Below are 13575 nucleotides of genomic sequence, written 5' to 3' on the forward strand. Positions count from 1 at the left end.
TCGCGTGGTATCAAAATTTCTAGACATTTATCTAGGCAGTTGCGAGGTGAGGAAGTTAAGGTTGTAAAGAATTTACCGAAAAATAAACATGAGTTACAAAATTGAAACTGAAAGTTTTCTTAACGATTTAGATAAAGTCGTCAAAGCGCGTCATCAGGTTGCAGGTTCTCTCTCCCGCATGGCTGAAACGCTTAAAGAAGCAGAGTCAGAAGGAGAATCTACTTCTGGGGGATTGGGTTTAGATAGAGATATAGAAGATATAAACATTGCTAGTAATAATTTTCGCAAAGGTGTATTTAGGCTGCTAGTTTTAGGCGATATGAAACGGGGTAAAAGCACTTTCCTTAATGCCTTAATTGGCGAAAATTTGTTACCCAGCGATGTTAATCCTTGTACAGCAGTGCTAACTGTTTTACGCTACGGCCCAGAAAAGCAAGTTACTGTTTATTTTAATAATGGGAAAGATCCGGAAACTTTAGATTTTACAGCTTTTAAGCAGCGTTACACTATAGACCCCGCCGAAGCAAAGAAACTAGAACAAGAGAAGAAGGAAGCATTTCCAGGCGTTGATTATGCTGTCGTAGAGTATCCCTTAGCACTTCTGGAAAAGGGAATTGAAATAGTGGATAGCCCAGGGTTAAACGATACAGAAGCGCGGAATGAACTATCTTTAGGATATATCAATAATTGTCATGCAATACTTTTCGTACTTAGGGCATCGCAGCCTTGTACCCTTGGCGAGCGTCGCTATTTAGAAAATTATATCAAAGGCCGGGGTTTGTCTGTTTTCTTTCTGATTAATGCTTGGGATCAAATTCGTGAAGGGTTGCTCGATCCGGATGACGAAGAAGAATTGAAAGAAGCGGAAGATAAAGTGCGTCGAGTATTCAAAGCCAATTTATCTGAATATTGTCAGGTGGATGGGATGGATATTTATGACGAGCGAGTTTTTGAGGTTTCGGCAATTAAAGCGCTGCGGCGGCGACTGAAAAACCCCAGTGCTACTTTAGAAGGAACTGGGTTTAGAGAATTCATGGGGGCATTGAATACATTTTTAACTCAGGAAAGAGCGATCGCAGAAATGCGACAAGCTAGAACTTTGGCGCGTCAAACTTCGACTCGCGTAACAGAAGCAATTGAACGACGCATCCCCTTGCTAGAGCAGGATGTTAATGAATTAAAGCGCCGGATTAGTTCAGTTGAACCGGAATTTGTCAAATTAACGAATATCCGCGATCAATTTAAGGAGGAAATTAGGAACACCCGCGACTATCAAGCTAAAGCGATCGCTGATTACTTCCGCAGCTACGTTCTTAACTTGGGAAACACGTTTGAAACAGATTTCTTGCGCTATCAGCCTGCATTAAACTTGTTTGATTTCCTAAACGCGGGTAAGCGAGAAGCATTTAATGCGGCGCTCCAACAAGGTTTTGAACAGTATATTAATGATAAACTTTCCGCGTGGGGACGTGAAGCCGAACAAAAAATAGATGCAGCATTTTCCCAACTATCAAGGAGTGCTGCACAATATGGTGCTTCTTACACTCAGGTGACAGATAAAATTACAGAGAAGTTAACAGGGCAAAAGGTACAAACTCCTGCAAGCAACACGCCTGAAGATAACTCACCGGGATGGGCTAAATGGGCGATGGGTCTTGTTTCATTAACTGGGGGTAACTTTGCTGGCTTTGCAATGGCTGGAGCAGGTTTCGATTGGAAAAACATCCTCCTAAACTATTTCACCGTGATTGGAATTAGCGGCATTATTGGTACGGTTACTGGTGTTTTTCTCGGGCCAATAGGTATCGCGCTGTTGGGTTTAGGCGTGGGGGTTTTCCAAGCAGATCAAGCGCGACAAGAACTGGTAAAAGCTGCGAAAAAAGAGCTAATAAAATATCTGCCCCAGGTAGCAAACGAGCAATGGACGCCGATTTATGAAGGCGTGAAAGAGTGTTTTGATGCTTACGATCGCGAAGTTAGCCTGCGCGTGAATGATGATATTGAGGCGCGTAAGGCTGAATTAGATAATTTGTTGAAGCAAAAGGAGTCCCATGAAATTAATCGCGATACTGAATTAAAGCGATTAAAACAGTTGCAAGGGGATGTTTTATCTGAATGGCAGAGTGTTGAGTCTGTTTATGAGAGTTTGCTTGTGCCTTAAGTATCGTTCCCAGGCTCCAGCCTGGGAATGCCCTGAGCGAGGCTCTGCCTCGTTTAAAAAAGATCGAGGCAGCAGCCCTTTCGTACTGCATTCCCTGGCAGAGCCAGGGAACGAGAGGTCAGAATGTAAAAAAGATAGATGAGTAGGGAAATAGTATGAAAGATCGTGAAGATTATTCGGGTATTTTAAAGAGTGTTAGGTCGTCATTAGGCGTGCTGGAACTTGATAAGAATTCGCAACTTTATCGGGATGTAATATCTATCTGCGACTATTTCGATAATCCTACTTTTCGCATTGCTGTATTTGGCCCTTTTAATTACGGCAAGTCAACGCTACTAAATGCTTTGATGGGAAATCGTGCCTTACCAATAGATATTATTCCCACTACGGGGGCGGCGATCGCTGTCAAATATGGTGAGGAGCTAAGAACCCGCATTACCATGTCGGATGGAACGGAAATTAATGAACTTGGCACTGATGTTCTCAAGCAATTTGCTATTTTAGATGGCGATCGCCGCATGCGTGGCGATGTCGCTTCTGTAGAGGTAACTTGCCCTCATCCATTCTTACAAAATGGTGTTGAGTTGCTAGATTTGCCTGGAACTAATGACAGGGAAGCGCAGGATGATTTGGTACGCGACAAGCTGCTGACGGCGGATCTTATTGTTCAAGTATTGGATGCTCGTCAGTTAATGACTTTAGTTGAACGGGAAAAATTACGCGATTGGCTGCTAGATCGCGGGATTAAAACTATTGTATTTGTGGTCAATTTTGTCAATTTATTAGAACCTGAAGACCAGAAAGAAGTCCAAAATCGCTTGCGGTTTGTAGCAGAAAGTTTCCGCGCAGATTTACCTCCAGGAATTAGTAATTTATACCGCGTTGATGCTCTGCCTGCTTTGAGAGCTAGACTAAAAGGTGATGCGGCGGCTGCACAAACTACAGGAATTTCTAGCTTTGAGTCGGCGTTGCAAAGTATTTCTGCATTTCAACAGGAAAAGAGGGGGGATACTCGTCTTCCTCGCGTGAATGCGATCGCCATGCAAATTAAGCAAGCTTTGCAAGTAAAATCAAGCGCGATCGCTACGGAGTTAGAAACTGCCCAATCCAAGCACCAAGCTAAAATTGATATCCAACAAAGAGCCGAGACACTAATTAAACAAGGTTTTGCTGCTAGCATTGCTGAATTGCGAAATTGGCTGCAAGAGCCAAAACTCATAGAACGCTATCACTCTGAAGTAGCCTCTGCACTCCAAAACAATCAATTTAGCAGTTGGCAAAATGGTGCTTTTAGGCAAGCGATCGCAGATCTTCAAGAGGCAGTTGTAAAATGGATTATTCAAGCTTGTGAATTTTTCGATCGCCCTCAACCTGAACGGCTATTAATAACATTCCCCAGTCCGCCAGATGTATTACTGCCAGAGAAACCAAAAGTCTCAGATAGTGGCAGCAGTAATGCTGAAAAAGCTGTTTTAGCAACTGGAATTGGTTGGTTGTTGGGTGGCCCAGTAGGAGCAGCAGTTGGCGCTGGTGCTAGCTATCTTTTAAGTCGAGATTCAGAAGACGACAAGCAAGAGCCATCGCAAATATCCTATGAAAATCAGGTGGCGCAAGCTTATGCTAAAGCGGCTTATGACTATCTAAATCGCTTCAGTGCCCAAGCTATTTCAAAACTCAATTCATATGAAGAAGAAGCAAAAAAAGTAATTAAATTTCAAGTACCTAAAGAGCCATTAGAAGTGACAGAGAAGTGTCATCGTCTGAGTTTATTAAACGCTTGCTTGGATAATTTGAATGCAGAATTAGGGTAGGCGATATAATGGTTCATTGTTCATGGTTCTCTAGCCAATGAGCAATGAACCCCCTAACCTACAAAATCGCGGTAATGGAAGTAAAAGCAGCAGTGGCATTTGAGGCGGGTCAGCCGTTAAGCATTGAAACGGTCCACTTGGATGGCCCCAAAGAGGGAGAAGTATTAATCGAAATTAAGGCGAGTGGGGTATGCCATACTGATGCCTACACGCTTTCTGGTGCCGATCCTGAAGGTTTATTCCCAGCAATTTTGGGACACGAAGGTGCGGGAGTTGTTGTAGAAGTTGGTGCAGGCGTGACGAGTTTGAAAGAGGGCGATCGCGTAATTCCTCTCTATACTCCAGAATGTCGCCAATGCGAATATTGTCTCAGTCGCAAAACTAATCTTTGTCAAGCCATTCGTTCAACCCAAGGACGCGGCGTCATGCCTGATGGTACGAGTCGCTTCTCAATTGATGGGCAAAAAATTCATCATTACATGGGAACTTCGACTTTTTCTAACTATACGGTATTGCCAGAAATTGCTGTAGCAAAAATTCGTGAAGATGCTCCCTTCGATAAAGTTTGTTATATCGGTTGCGGCGTTACAACTGGTATTGGTGCTGTCATCAACACCGCCAAAGTTGAACCTGGGGCTAATGTTGTAGTTTTTGGATTGGGTGGCATTGGGCTTAATGTTATCCAGGGGGCGCGGCTGGTTGGCGCTAATATGATCGTGGGAGTTGATATTAATCCCAGCAAGCGCTCGCTTGCTGAAAAGTTTGGCATGACTCACTTCGTAAATCCCAACGAAGTCGAGGGCGATTTAGTTGCCTATCTCGTCGATTTAACTAAAGGCGGTGCTGATTATAGTTTCGAGTGCATCGGCAATGTTAATATCATGCGTCAAGCTTTGGAATGCTGCCATAAAGGTTGGGGAGTTAGTGTTATCATCGGCGTTGCTGGTGCAGGTCAAGAAATTAGCACCCGTCCCTTCCAACTTGTCACCGGGCGCGTGTGGAAAGGTTCGGCTTTCGGCGGTGCTAGAGGTCGCACGGATGTACCCAAAATTGTTGATTGGTATATGGAAGGGAAGATTAATATTGACGACATGATTACTCATGTAATGCCCATTGAACGCATCAACGATGCTTTAGATTTGATGCACAAAGGCGAATCTATTCGCAGCGTCGTCACATTTTAGTATTAGTAAGGTGGGCGATGCCCACCCTACAAAGTAGGAATTAATATTATGTCAGTGTCTCCAAACCTCGTTTCTGAACATTCTTGCTTTGGCGGTAAAGTCGGATTTTATAGCCATCAATCTGATAGTTGTAAAGGCGAAATGCGCTTCTCCATCTATCAGCCACCGCAAGCGAAATCGCAGCCAGTTCCAGTTCTTTATTATCTCTCTGGTTTGACTTGCACCGAAGAGAATTTTATGGTGAAAGCGGGGGCGCAACAATTTGCCGCCAAGTACGGTTTGATGCTTGTAGTACCTGACACCAGCCCTCGCAACACGGGGATTGAGGGTGAGGATCGAGACTGGGATTTAGGTACTGGTGCTGGGTTTTACGTCAATGCTACTGAAGAGCCTTGGCGATCGCGCTATCAAATGTATAGCTATGTTGTCCGCGAGTTGCCCGCTTTGATTGCAGAGCATTTCCCCGTGCAACCTGAAAATAAAGGTATTTTCGGTCACTCAATGGGCGGTCACGGGGCGCTAGTTTGTGCCTTGAGAAACCCCGAACAGTACAAATCGGTTTCAGCCTTTGCACCCATTGCAGCGCCAATGCGCTGCGGGTTGAGTCAGAAAGCGTTCACCAATTACCTCGGTACTAATAAGGAGACTTGGCGTGCATACGATGCGTGCGAATTGGTACTGAGTGCCAGATATAACCGTAATATCCTCATCGATCAAGGCACGGCTGATGAGTTTCTAGCCCATCAACTGCTTCCAGAGGCGTTTGAAGAAGCGTGTGCAAAGGCTGGACAGCCGCTAACTTTGCGCTACCAGGAGGGTTACAATCACGGTTACTATTTTATCTCCACCTTCATCGAAGACCACATCCGCCACCACGCGGCGGCGCTGTATGGAAGTAAAGATTAACACCTTGTAATACCATTTGGGTTTAATCTGGCTACAATCCAAAATCCAAAATTGCAACGCATGAAGTCCACCCGCAGCCAAAAAACGTTTTGGGCAGAGCGCAACTTCGGGTAGACTGTAAATTATCTCAGCTGCGACCTCCAGCCCAGCTGGGATACCCCGACAACCCCGCCAGTTGCCAAAGCTTCACGCAATTTACCATTCTCCACCACCCACACAGTAGCTTTGGTCTTGCTTAAGCTTGGCGTCATCATGTTTGAATAAAAAATTCTTCCGGATCGGTTCCCCAATTTACCCAGCGAATTGCCTCCCTGGCTGAATTAACATTAGGTGGTACGCGCAAGGCGTGAACAAATCCAGTGCTAGGACAAGTCATTTTTAATAAATGAATTGGTTCGCGATCGACCTTATCATCTATTGTTAATAGCGTGTATTCTTGCCAAGTATCTAATTCAGCTGCCTGCAACTCTTGGCAAATTCGAGCGTAACCAATTTCCTGAATTAACACTCGGCGAAGTTCAGCGTTTTCCTCTTCTAAAAACCATTGAGATTGCCATTGTTCAGGGTGAAATTTACCATATTTTTCAGGTAAAGTTACGCCGTGATATGAGTATAATTTGTAGCCATCAGCAAACTCAATGGCAGGTTCGCCAAGGGCATGGAGGCGATCTTCACTGTCAAAAGAAAGTTTGATGGGGCGATCGCACACAATACAAACTTTCTCAAACGCCCATATCCAGCCGCAGTGTTCCAGAAGTTGGTTGAGGCAGTGCAATGCTTGCTGTGTCTTTTGAGTAAGCACGTAACCAAATTTAGAAACACAATATTCCGTTACGCTGATGTCTTTCACTAAGCTTTCAGGCACAAGGTGTTTATCTGAATAAAAACTGCGATCGGATAAATCTAACCGCAGGCGATCGCCTAAATCTAACCGCAGTTCTCTGTAGATTGCGTCCGCTTGTCGAAATTGCATCCCTCGGAGCAAAAATACCCACAACCCTTGACTAAATCCTTCTCTTGTCGATTCGCTAAGTTTTTCTGCTAGTGGCACTCCCAAGCTCTTATATTCAGCTAAAGATGTCAAACCCGCGTGGGGGCTGCTGCAAAAAACGATCTCAGGTTCGGCTTGAGATATGAGTGCATAGGCAGCTTTTATGGCGGCTGTGGCTTTTTGATGCTCAATGGAAATTGTTGAGAGAGTGCGCCATTTTTCTAATAGCGATCGCTGCGGGGTTAGGCCACGAATTTGGTTGTCATAGAGATTCAGGTAAGCCAGGTTGGTGAGGCCACTTAGCGGCGAAATGTCACTAAGAAGGTTGCCGTAGAGCTTCAGGTCAGTCAGCTTGGTGAGGCCACTCAGCGGCGAAATGTCACTGATTTGGTTGCTGCCGAGATTCAGGCTAGTCAGGTTGGTGAGTGGGGATAGCGGCGAAATGTCACTAATTTGGTTGTTGTTGAGACCCAGGCTAGTCAGATTGGTGAGTAGGGATAGCGACGAAATGTCACTAATTTGGTTGTTGTTGAGATACAGGCTAGTCAGGTTGGTGAGAGAGTATAGCGGCGAAATGTCTCTAATTTGGTTGTTGTCGAGACTCAGGCTAGTCAGGTTGGTTAGATTTGATAGCGGCGAAATGTCTCTAATTTCCTTGCCGTAGAACTTCAGGCTAGCTAGGTTGGTGAGGTCACTCAGCGGCGAAATGTCTCTAATTTCCTCGCCGTAGAGATTCAGGCTAGTCAGGTTGGTTAGATTTGATAGCGGCGAAATGTCTCTAATTTCCTCGCCGCCGAGCTTCAGGCTAGTCAGGTTGGTTAGATTTGATAGCGGCAAAATGTCTCTAATTTCCTCGCCGTAGAGATTCAGGCTAGTCAGGTTGGTTAGATTTGATAGCGGCGAAATGTCTCTAATTTGGTTGCCGTAGAAAAGACTCAGGCTAGTGAGGTTGGTTAGATTTGATAGCGGCGAAATGTCTCTAATTTGGTTGCCGAAGAGATTCAGGCTAGCCAGGTTGGTGAGTGGCGATAGTGGCGAAATGTCACTAATTTCCTTGCCGTAGAGATCCAGGCTAGTCAGGTTGGTTAGAGACGATAGCGGCGAAATGTCACTAATTTGGTTGTTGTCGAGATTCAGGCTAGTCAGATTTGTCAGAGACGATAGCGGCGAAATGTCACTAATTTGGTTGTTGTCGAGATTCAGGCTAGTCAGGTTTGTCAGAGACGATAGCGGCGAAATGTCCCAAATTCCCTTGCCAAAAAGAGCCATTTCAGTGCAAGTTGAAAGTATCTGATTAGCCTCATCGCAGTCACCAGTGCCAGCACGCTTTAACAACACTTCAACCGTATGTCTTGCTTCTTCTGAGAGACTGTCTTTGTGCCGACACCAATCAGCAAACGTGGTGAAAGTTGTTGCCTGATTTTGCTTGTGTTCGCACATAAGACAGCAGTCCCCTAGTATTTAAGTGGTGTAGGCGAAGCGCATTCTCCGCCATAAAATCGCTTCGCCGATATAACTACACTTTTTTAGTTAACTATTCCCAAACACAATGGCTAAAGCTTCTTCTAATTCTGGAAAATTACCTCATGCGATCGCGTGCGGCTTCAACTAATGATTGAAAGATGCGTTGCTGACAAGGATCGTTGGGTGCGAGTTCTGGATGCCACTGTAGCGCGATCGCCCAAGGATGCGTTTCATGTTCGACTGCTTCTATGACGCCATCCGAGGCGCGTGCTGCGATACGCCAACCCGGTGGAACTGTCCGCACAGCTTGATGATGCCAGGAAACAATCTGCGGTTCTGGCGCTTTAATTAGCGTAGCAAGGCGACTTTTTGGACAAATTTGCACGCTATGTTCGCAGTGACGAGATTGATGAGTGCGATGGGCGATCGCGCTGCCGAATTCATCCGGGACATGCGCTACTAATTTCCCCCCAGTTGCCACTACCAATATTTCTAAACCGCGACAAATTCCCAAAATTGGAATATCTGTATTAAGAGCAAGTTTAGCTAAAGATAACTCAAAGCGATCGCGCTGTTCGTCTACGTTATAAACCGTTGGATGCGATGAGCCATTATAAGCAGCGGGGTCAATATCACCACCCCCAGAAAATATCAAACCATCCACTCTTTCTAATATTAAACCAGGGTCAGGTTCTCCCGGCGGCAGCAAAATTGGTAAGCCACCCGCTAACCTCACCGCTTCTACATAATCGCCCCGAATGCAGAACAGGCGCGTATCAAGTTGTCCGGCGGTAGTAATTCCAATAAGTGGGGGCTTTGATTTCATTTCCAATTTTAGCAGTTGATATATTGTTCCAACTCCCAAGCTGTAACCTGGGCATTATAAGTATTACATTCCTGATGTTTAAACTCCAGAAAAGTTTTTGCTCCTTCTCCTAAAGTCGTCATCAGTAAAGAATCTTCTTCCAGATAATTAAGCGCTTCTAGCAAACTGGTCGGCAAAGTTTCCAAGTCTGGAAATTCCAAACCCCGCACAAACATATTTTCATCTATTGGCTTACCAGCTTTAATATGTTTAGCGATGCCTTCCAGCCCAGATGCCAAAAGCCCTGCCTGAGCTAAATATAGATTAGCAGAACCATCCACCAACCGACACTCAAATCTTCCTTTATCGGGGATGCGAATCATGTGCGTGCGATTATTTCCACCGTAGGAGATATATCGCGGACTCCAACTGCTGCCTGATGCGGTCATTGCCGCACCCAACCGCCGATATGAGTTTATTGTAGGATTGCACAAAGCCGCCAAACCACGCGCATGATTCAGCACGCCAGATAAAAATTCATAAGCTAAGTTAGACAACCCCATTTCGTCAGATGAATCGCCGAAAGCATTAGATCCATCATCCCACAAACTCATATGAACGTGCGCCCCATTTCCTGTTAGATTGCTAAAAGGTTTGGGCATAAAACTAGCAGTTAATCCGTGTTGTTCTGCTAGAGTTTTTACCATATATTTAAAAAATACATGACGGTCTGCTGTCACTAGGGCATCATTATAAGTCCAGTTAATTTCAAACTGACCGTTAGCATCCTCATGGTCGCACTGATAAGGTTCCCATCCCAACTGTTCTAGATAACTAACAATAGTAGAGATAAAATCAAACTGCCGCATTAAGTTTAGCTGGTCGTAGCAGGGTCTTGCTGCTGTATCGTTCGAGTCGGCAATTTGATAGCCTTGGCGCGTTTTTTTGAGTAAAAAGAATTCTGCTTCTACACCAGTTTTGTAACTATAACCCAGCTTTTCGCACTGTTGGAGAACTTGCTTAAAAATTACTCTAGGTGCAGATGGAAAAGGTTCGCCATCAAAATAAACATCGCTAGCAACCCAGCCTACATTCTGTTGCCAGGGAAGGACTATAAGAGAAGTTGGATCGGGAATCGCGGCGATATCGTGGGCATCGGGGCCTAATCCCAAATTACAGGCAAAGGGAGCAAAAAAAGCTCCTTCAGACTCAACAGTGGCAATTTTGGCAGCGGGAACGAGTTTGGCGCGCGTTCCTCCCAAAATATCTGTGAACGAGACAAGAAAGAAGTCTAAGTTGAGTTCTTTGGCTAATTCACTCAGGGGTTGGCTGCTTGTCAGAGTTGTAATCACCGCGATCGCTCCAAATACCTCTGGCTATGAGTAAATCAAGCTTTTTATAACAAGTTTGTATCTGGAGATACTTATCTTTGGTAATTGGGAATGGGTAATAACTAATTGGCGAAAAGTTTAGAGTTAAGAGTTAGGAGTTAAAATTTTTAATTAAAAACTCATAATTCCTAATTCATAAATTCCTCTATTAGCCGCACCGTTCTACTAATTCGACTTGCGGAAGTTTACCCGATCTAAATTGACTAACGCGAGAACCGTCAGTCTCGAATATTAGGCGATAGTTTTTGTCAGCGCTGTCTTTTGGTACGAATGTCATGTAGTGTCCGCCAGTTTGAAAAGTGTATTTATGCGGAGTGACTTTAATTCCTGGATAGAGAGATTTTATCCGTGCTTCGCTATCTCCAATTTTTGCGCCTTTCAAGGTAGTAACGCGGCTATTTTTAACAACATCAATTCTAGCAATGCGACCGTTATCGAGCATAAACTCGACACCGCTTGGCCCGGTTTTTGGTTTAACGTAGAAGCAACTGCTCTTAGTCTGGATGGGACTTCCATTCAGCGAAACTAGCTGAGTCCCAGCGACTTTTGATGCTTCGGCAACAGTCATTCCAAACCGAACAGATTCAATGCCTCTTAGCGATAATTTTGATTGGTTTGTTAGCCTCGCATATGCGTTAACGGACAGGCTGGTAAGAGGCAAAATTCCTAGTGCGGCGATAGAGAAAGTCAAAAATTTAGCTGTGGGGTACATGGCAAGCGTTACTATAAGTTTCTGCTCAATTGCTACCGTTCAGAAGACTCCTTTTCCGTATAAAAGTGACATTAGTAGATTTTTTTATATTGATAGAGGTTGTTATGGTAAATCAAGATAATTTGTGTTAAATAAAAGAGATTTTTCGCCAAGGTTTGGGAGGTGTACAAGTAGTAAAATATTTTCCCAGAAGGTAGCAGAGGATTTCTATAGTGGAAAAAACAGAAAAACAGAAGATGCTGGCGGGTGAGTTATATTGGGCTTACGATCCCGAACTGGCTGCGGAGAACAAGCGGGCACGCCGTCTTTTAAGAACGTACAACGCGACGACTGAAGAAGAACAGGATATGCGATCGCAGGTTCTAAACGAGTTGTTCGGGAAAGTTGGCCCTAAAGTGGAAATTGTGCCCCCATTCCACTGCGACTATGGCAGCAATATTTATGCTGGAAACAATTTATACATCAACTATGGCTGTGTAATTCTAGACTGCAATATTGTGGAAATTGGTGAAAATTTTCTGTGCGGTCCTTACGTTCAAATTTACACCGCTTCTCACCCAATAGACCCAGAAATTCGCTTATCTGGTCGAGAACTTGCTGCTCCTATTAAGATTGGTAATAATGTCTGGATTGGTGGCGGCGCGGTCGTTTGTCCGGGGGTGACAATTGGCGACAATACAACCATCGGTGCTGGTAGCGTTGTTGTAAAAGATATACCAGCAAATGTTGTTGCTGTTGGCAATCCGTGCCGAATAATTAAATATTTAAACTAACTTTTTTTAAGCGCGATCGCCTTATTTCCAAAGTTAAGGGGTACATAATACTTTTCAAACATCCTCTTATTGCCCCATTACAAAATCAGTTCCCGCTAACGGCAATTTGGCCATCGCAGAAGCTTCTAAAGTTAGCGCCACTAAATCTTCTCGTTCTAAATTATGTACGTCAGATTTACCGCAAGCACGGGCAATACTTTGAACTTCCATTACTAGAGATTGAAGATAGTTAGCGACATAAGTTGTAGCCTCCTCGACTGGCAATCTTGCCATCAATTCTTCATCCTGAGTGGTAATACCAACCGGGCACATTCCTGTATGGCAATGGTGGCAGTGATAGGGTTCAGTTCCTAATTTATGATAGTCTTCAATGTAGATGGGTTTATTGCACCCCATAGCAATTAAAGGAGCCGTTCCCAAACTAACAGCATCAGCGCCAAGCGCGATCGCTTTTGCCACATCTGGCCCGGAACGAATTCCCCCAGAAATTACTAGCTGAACTTCACCATAAACCCCCATTTCTTGCAGTGCTTCTACTGCTTGCACCAATGCTGGTAATGTGGGAATTCCAGTGTGTTCTTGAAAGATACTTTGTGTTGCAGCCGTCCCCCCTTCCATGCCGTCGAGAACAATTACATCAGCACCAGCTTTGACGGCGAGTTTAACATCATCCTTGACCCTCGTAGCTCCCATTTTGACGTAAATTGGGATTTCCCAGTCTGTGGCTTCTCGCAATTCCTCAATCTTAATTTTAAGGTCATCGGGGCCGATCCAATCGGGGTGACGGCAGGGCGATCGCTGATCCACTCCTTCCGGCAAAGTTCGCATCCCCGCAACTACTTTATTTACTTTTTGCCCCATTAATAAGCCGCCGCCGCCAGGTTTTGCACCTTGTCCAACGACAATTTCAATCGCATCAGCTTTCTTTAAATCAGCCGGATTAAACCCATAACGGGAAGGCAAACATTGATAGACTAATTTAGCAGATGCCTCTCTTTCAGCAGGCAACATTCCCCCATCGCCTGTAGTTGTGGAAGTTCCTAATAATGTTGCGGCACGTCCCAACCCAACTTTAGCATTGCGAGACAGCGCCCCAAAACTCATTCCGGCTATTGTAATGGGAATTTCTAACTCAATAGGGCGTTTAGCATGGCGAGTTCCTAACACCGTTTTGGTAGTGCATTTCTCTCGATATCCCTCTAAAGGAAAACGAGTTAGAGAAGCAGTTAAAAATAATAAATCATCAAATTTGGGGACATTGCGAAAAGCTCCCCATCCCCGAATTACATAGCGGCCTAATTCTGCCCGTTCCTGGATGGCGTGGATCGCTTCTGGCGAATAGGTGCTGCTGGTTTTTAATATGCGGTTTTCCATTTT

General features: G+C 44.6%; 10 protein-coding genes and 1 pseudogene. 5 read left to right on the top strand and 6 right to left on the bottom strand.

Going from position 1 to position 13575, the window contains the following annotated elements; translation table 11 throughout:
* Positions 1–88: 88 nt before the first annotated feature.
* The 4 genes from H6F77_RS16650 to fghA all read left to right on the top strand — a co-directional run bounded on the left by H6F77_RS16650 (position 89) and on the right by fghA (position 6062).
* Positions 89–2161 (top strand): dynamin family protein, encoded by a 2073-nt coding sequence (locus H6F77_RS16650; RefSeq protein ID WP_190489670.1) that lies wholly within the window; start codon positions 89–91, stop codon positions 2159–2161.
* Between the two features lie 155 nt (positions 2162–2316).
* The gene (locus tag H6F77_RS16655) at positions 2317–3972 is read left to right on the top strand and encodes a dynamin family protein (protein WP_190489671.1); all 1656 of its coding nucleotides are present in this window, start codon (positions 2317–2319) and stop codon (positions 3970–3972) included.
* A gap of 74 nt (positions 3973–4046) precedes the next feature.
* Positions 4047–5156 (top strand): S-(hydroxymethyl)glutathione dehydrogenase/class III alcohol dehydrogenase, encoded by a 1110-nt coding sequence (locus H6F77_RS16660; protein WP_190489747.1) that lies wholly within the window; start codon positions 4047–4049, stop codon positions 5154–5156.
* Between the two features lie 48 nt (positions 5157–5204).
* On the top strand, positions 5205–6062 hold the full coding sequence (gene fghA / locus H6F77_RS16665; protein WP_190489672.1) for an S-formylglutathione hydrolase: 858 nt from the start codon (positions 5205–5207) through the stop codon (positions 6060–6062).
* Positions 6063–6312: 250 nt separating this feature from the next.
* On the opposite strand, the gene H6F77_RS28915 is transcribed toward fghA, so the two are convergent.
* From H6F77_RS28915 to H6F77_RS16685, 5 genes and pseudogenes are all read right to left on the bottom strand, one after another.
* Positions 6313–7308, bottom strand: a complete 996-nt coding sequence (locus H6F77_RS28915) for a DUF6745 domain-containing protein (protein WP_375335948.1) — start codon at positions 7306–7308, stop codon at positions 6313–6315.
* A gap of 9 nt (positions 7309–7317) precedes the next feature.
* A pseudogene (locus H6F77_RS28920) lies at positions 7318–8493 on the bottom strand (leucine-rich repeat domain-containing protein); the annotation flags it as partial.
* A gap of 139 nt (positions 8494–8632) precedes the next feature.
* Positions 8633–9343 (bottom strand): gamma-glutamyl-gamma-aminobutyrate hydrolase family protein, encoded by a 711-nt coding sequence (locus tag H6F77_RS16675; RefSeq protein WP_190489674.1) that lies wholly within the window; start codon positions 9341–9343, stop codon positions 8633–8635.
* Between the two features lie 8 nt (positions 9344–9351).
* Positions 9352–10674, bottom strand: a complete 1323-nt coding sequence (gene glnT / locus H6F77_RS16680) for a type III glutamate--ammonia ligase (protein ID WP_190489675.1) — start codon at positions 10672–10674, stop codon at positions 9352–9354.
* Positions 10675–10861: 187 nt separating this feature from the next.
* Positions 10862–11404: a hypothetical protein gene (locus H6F77_RS16685; protein WP_242022212.1), complete on the bottom strand. Its 543-nt coding sequence runs from the start codon at positions 11402–11404 to the stop codon at positions 10862–10864.
* A 233-nt stretch (positions 11405–11637) separates the two neighbouring features.
* Between H6F77_RS16685 and H6F77_RS16690 the strand changes: the two genes are divergently transcribed.
* Positions 11638–12198, top strand: coding sequence for a sugar O-acetyltransferase (locus H6F77_RS16690; RefSeq protein WP_190489677.1), 561 nt, complete (start codon positions 11638–11640; stop codon positions 12196–12198).
* Between the two features lie 66 nt (positions 12199–12264).
* On the opposite strand, the gene H6F77_RS16695 is transcribed toward H6F77_RS16690, so the two are convergent.
* Positions 12265–13572 carry an FMN-binding glutamate synthase family protein gene (locus H6F77_RS16695; RefSeq protein ID WP_190489678.1) on the bottom strand — a complete coding sequence of 436 codons (1308 nt, stop codon included), beginning with the start codon at positions 13570–13572 and terminating at the stop codon, positions 12265–12267.
* Between the last annotated feature and the right edge of the window lie 3 nt (positions 13573–13575).

Origin of the sequence: Microcoleus sp. FACHB-831, assembly GCF_014695585.1 — a bacterium.
In the GTDB taxonomy this organism is placed as follows: Bacteria; Cyanobacteriota; Cyanobacteriia; order Cyanobacteriales; family FACHB-T130; genus FACHB-831.

Bases quoted from the DNA above. Each gene is read 5' to 3' on its own strand.
- H6F77_RS16650 (WP_190489670.1), top strand. From the start codon at position 89: ATGAGTTACAAAATTGAAACTGAAAGTTTTCTTAACGATTTAGATAAA.
- H6F77_RS16655 (WP_190489671.1), top strand. From the start codon at position 2,317: ATGAAAGATCGTGAAGATTATTCGGGTATTTTAAAGAGTGTTAGGTCG.
- H6F77_RS16660 (WP_190489747.1), top strand. From the start codon at position 4,047: ATGGAAGTAAAAGCAGCAGTGGCATTTGAGGCGGGTCAGCCGTTAAGC.
- fghA (WP_190489672.1), top strand. From the start codon at position 5,205: ATGTCAGTGTCTCCAAACCTCGTTTCTGAACATTCTTGCTTTGGCGGT.
- H6F77_RS16675 (WP_190489674.1), bottom strand. From the start codon at position 9,343: ATGAAATCAAAGCCCCCACTTATTGGAATTACTACCGCCGGACAACTT.
- H6F77_RS16695 (WP_190489678.1), bottom strand. From the start codon at position 13,572: ATGGAAAACCGCATATTAAAAACCAGCAGCACCTATTCGCCAGAAGCG.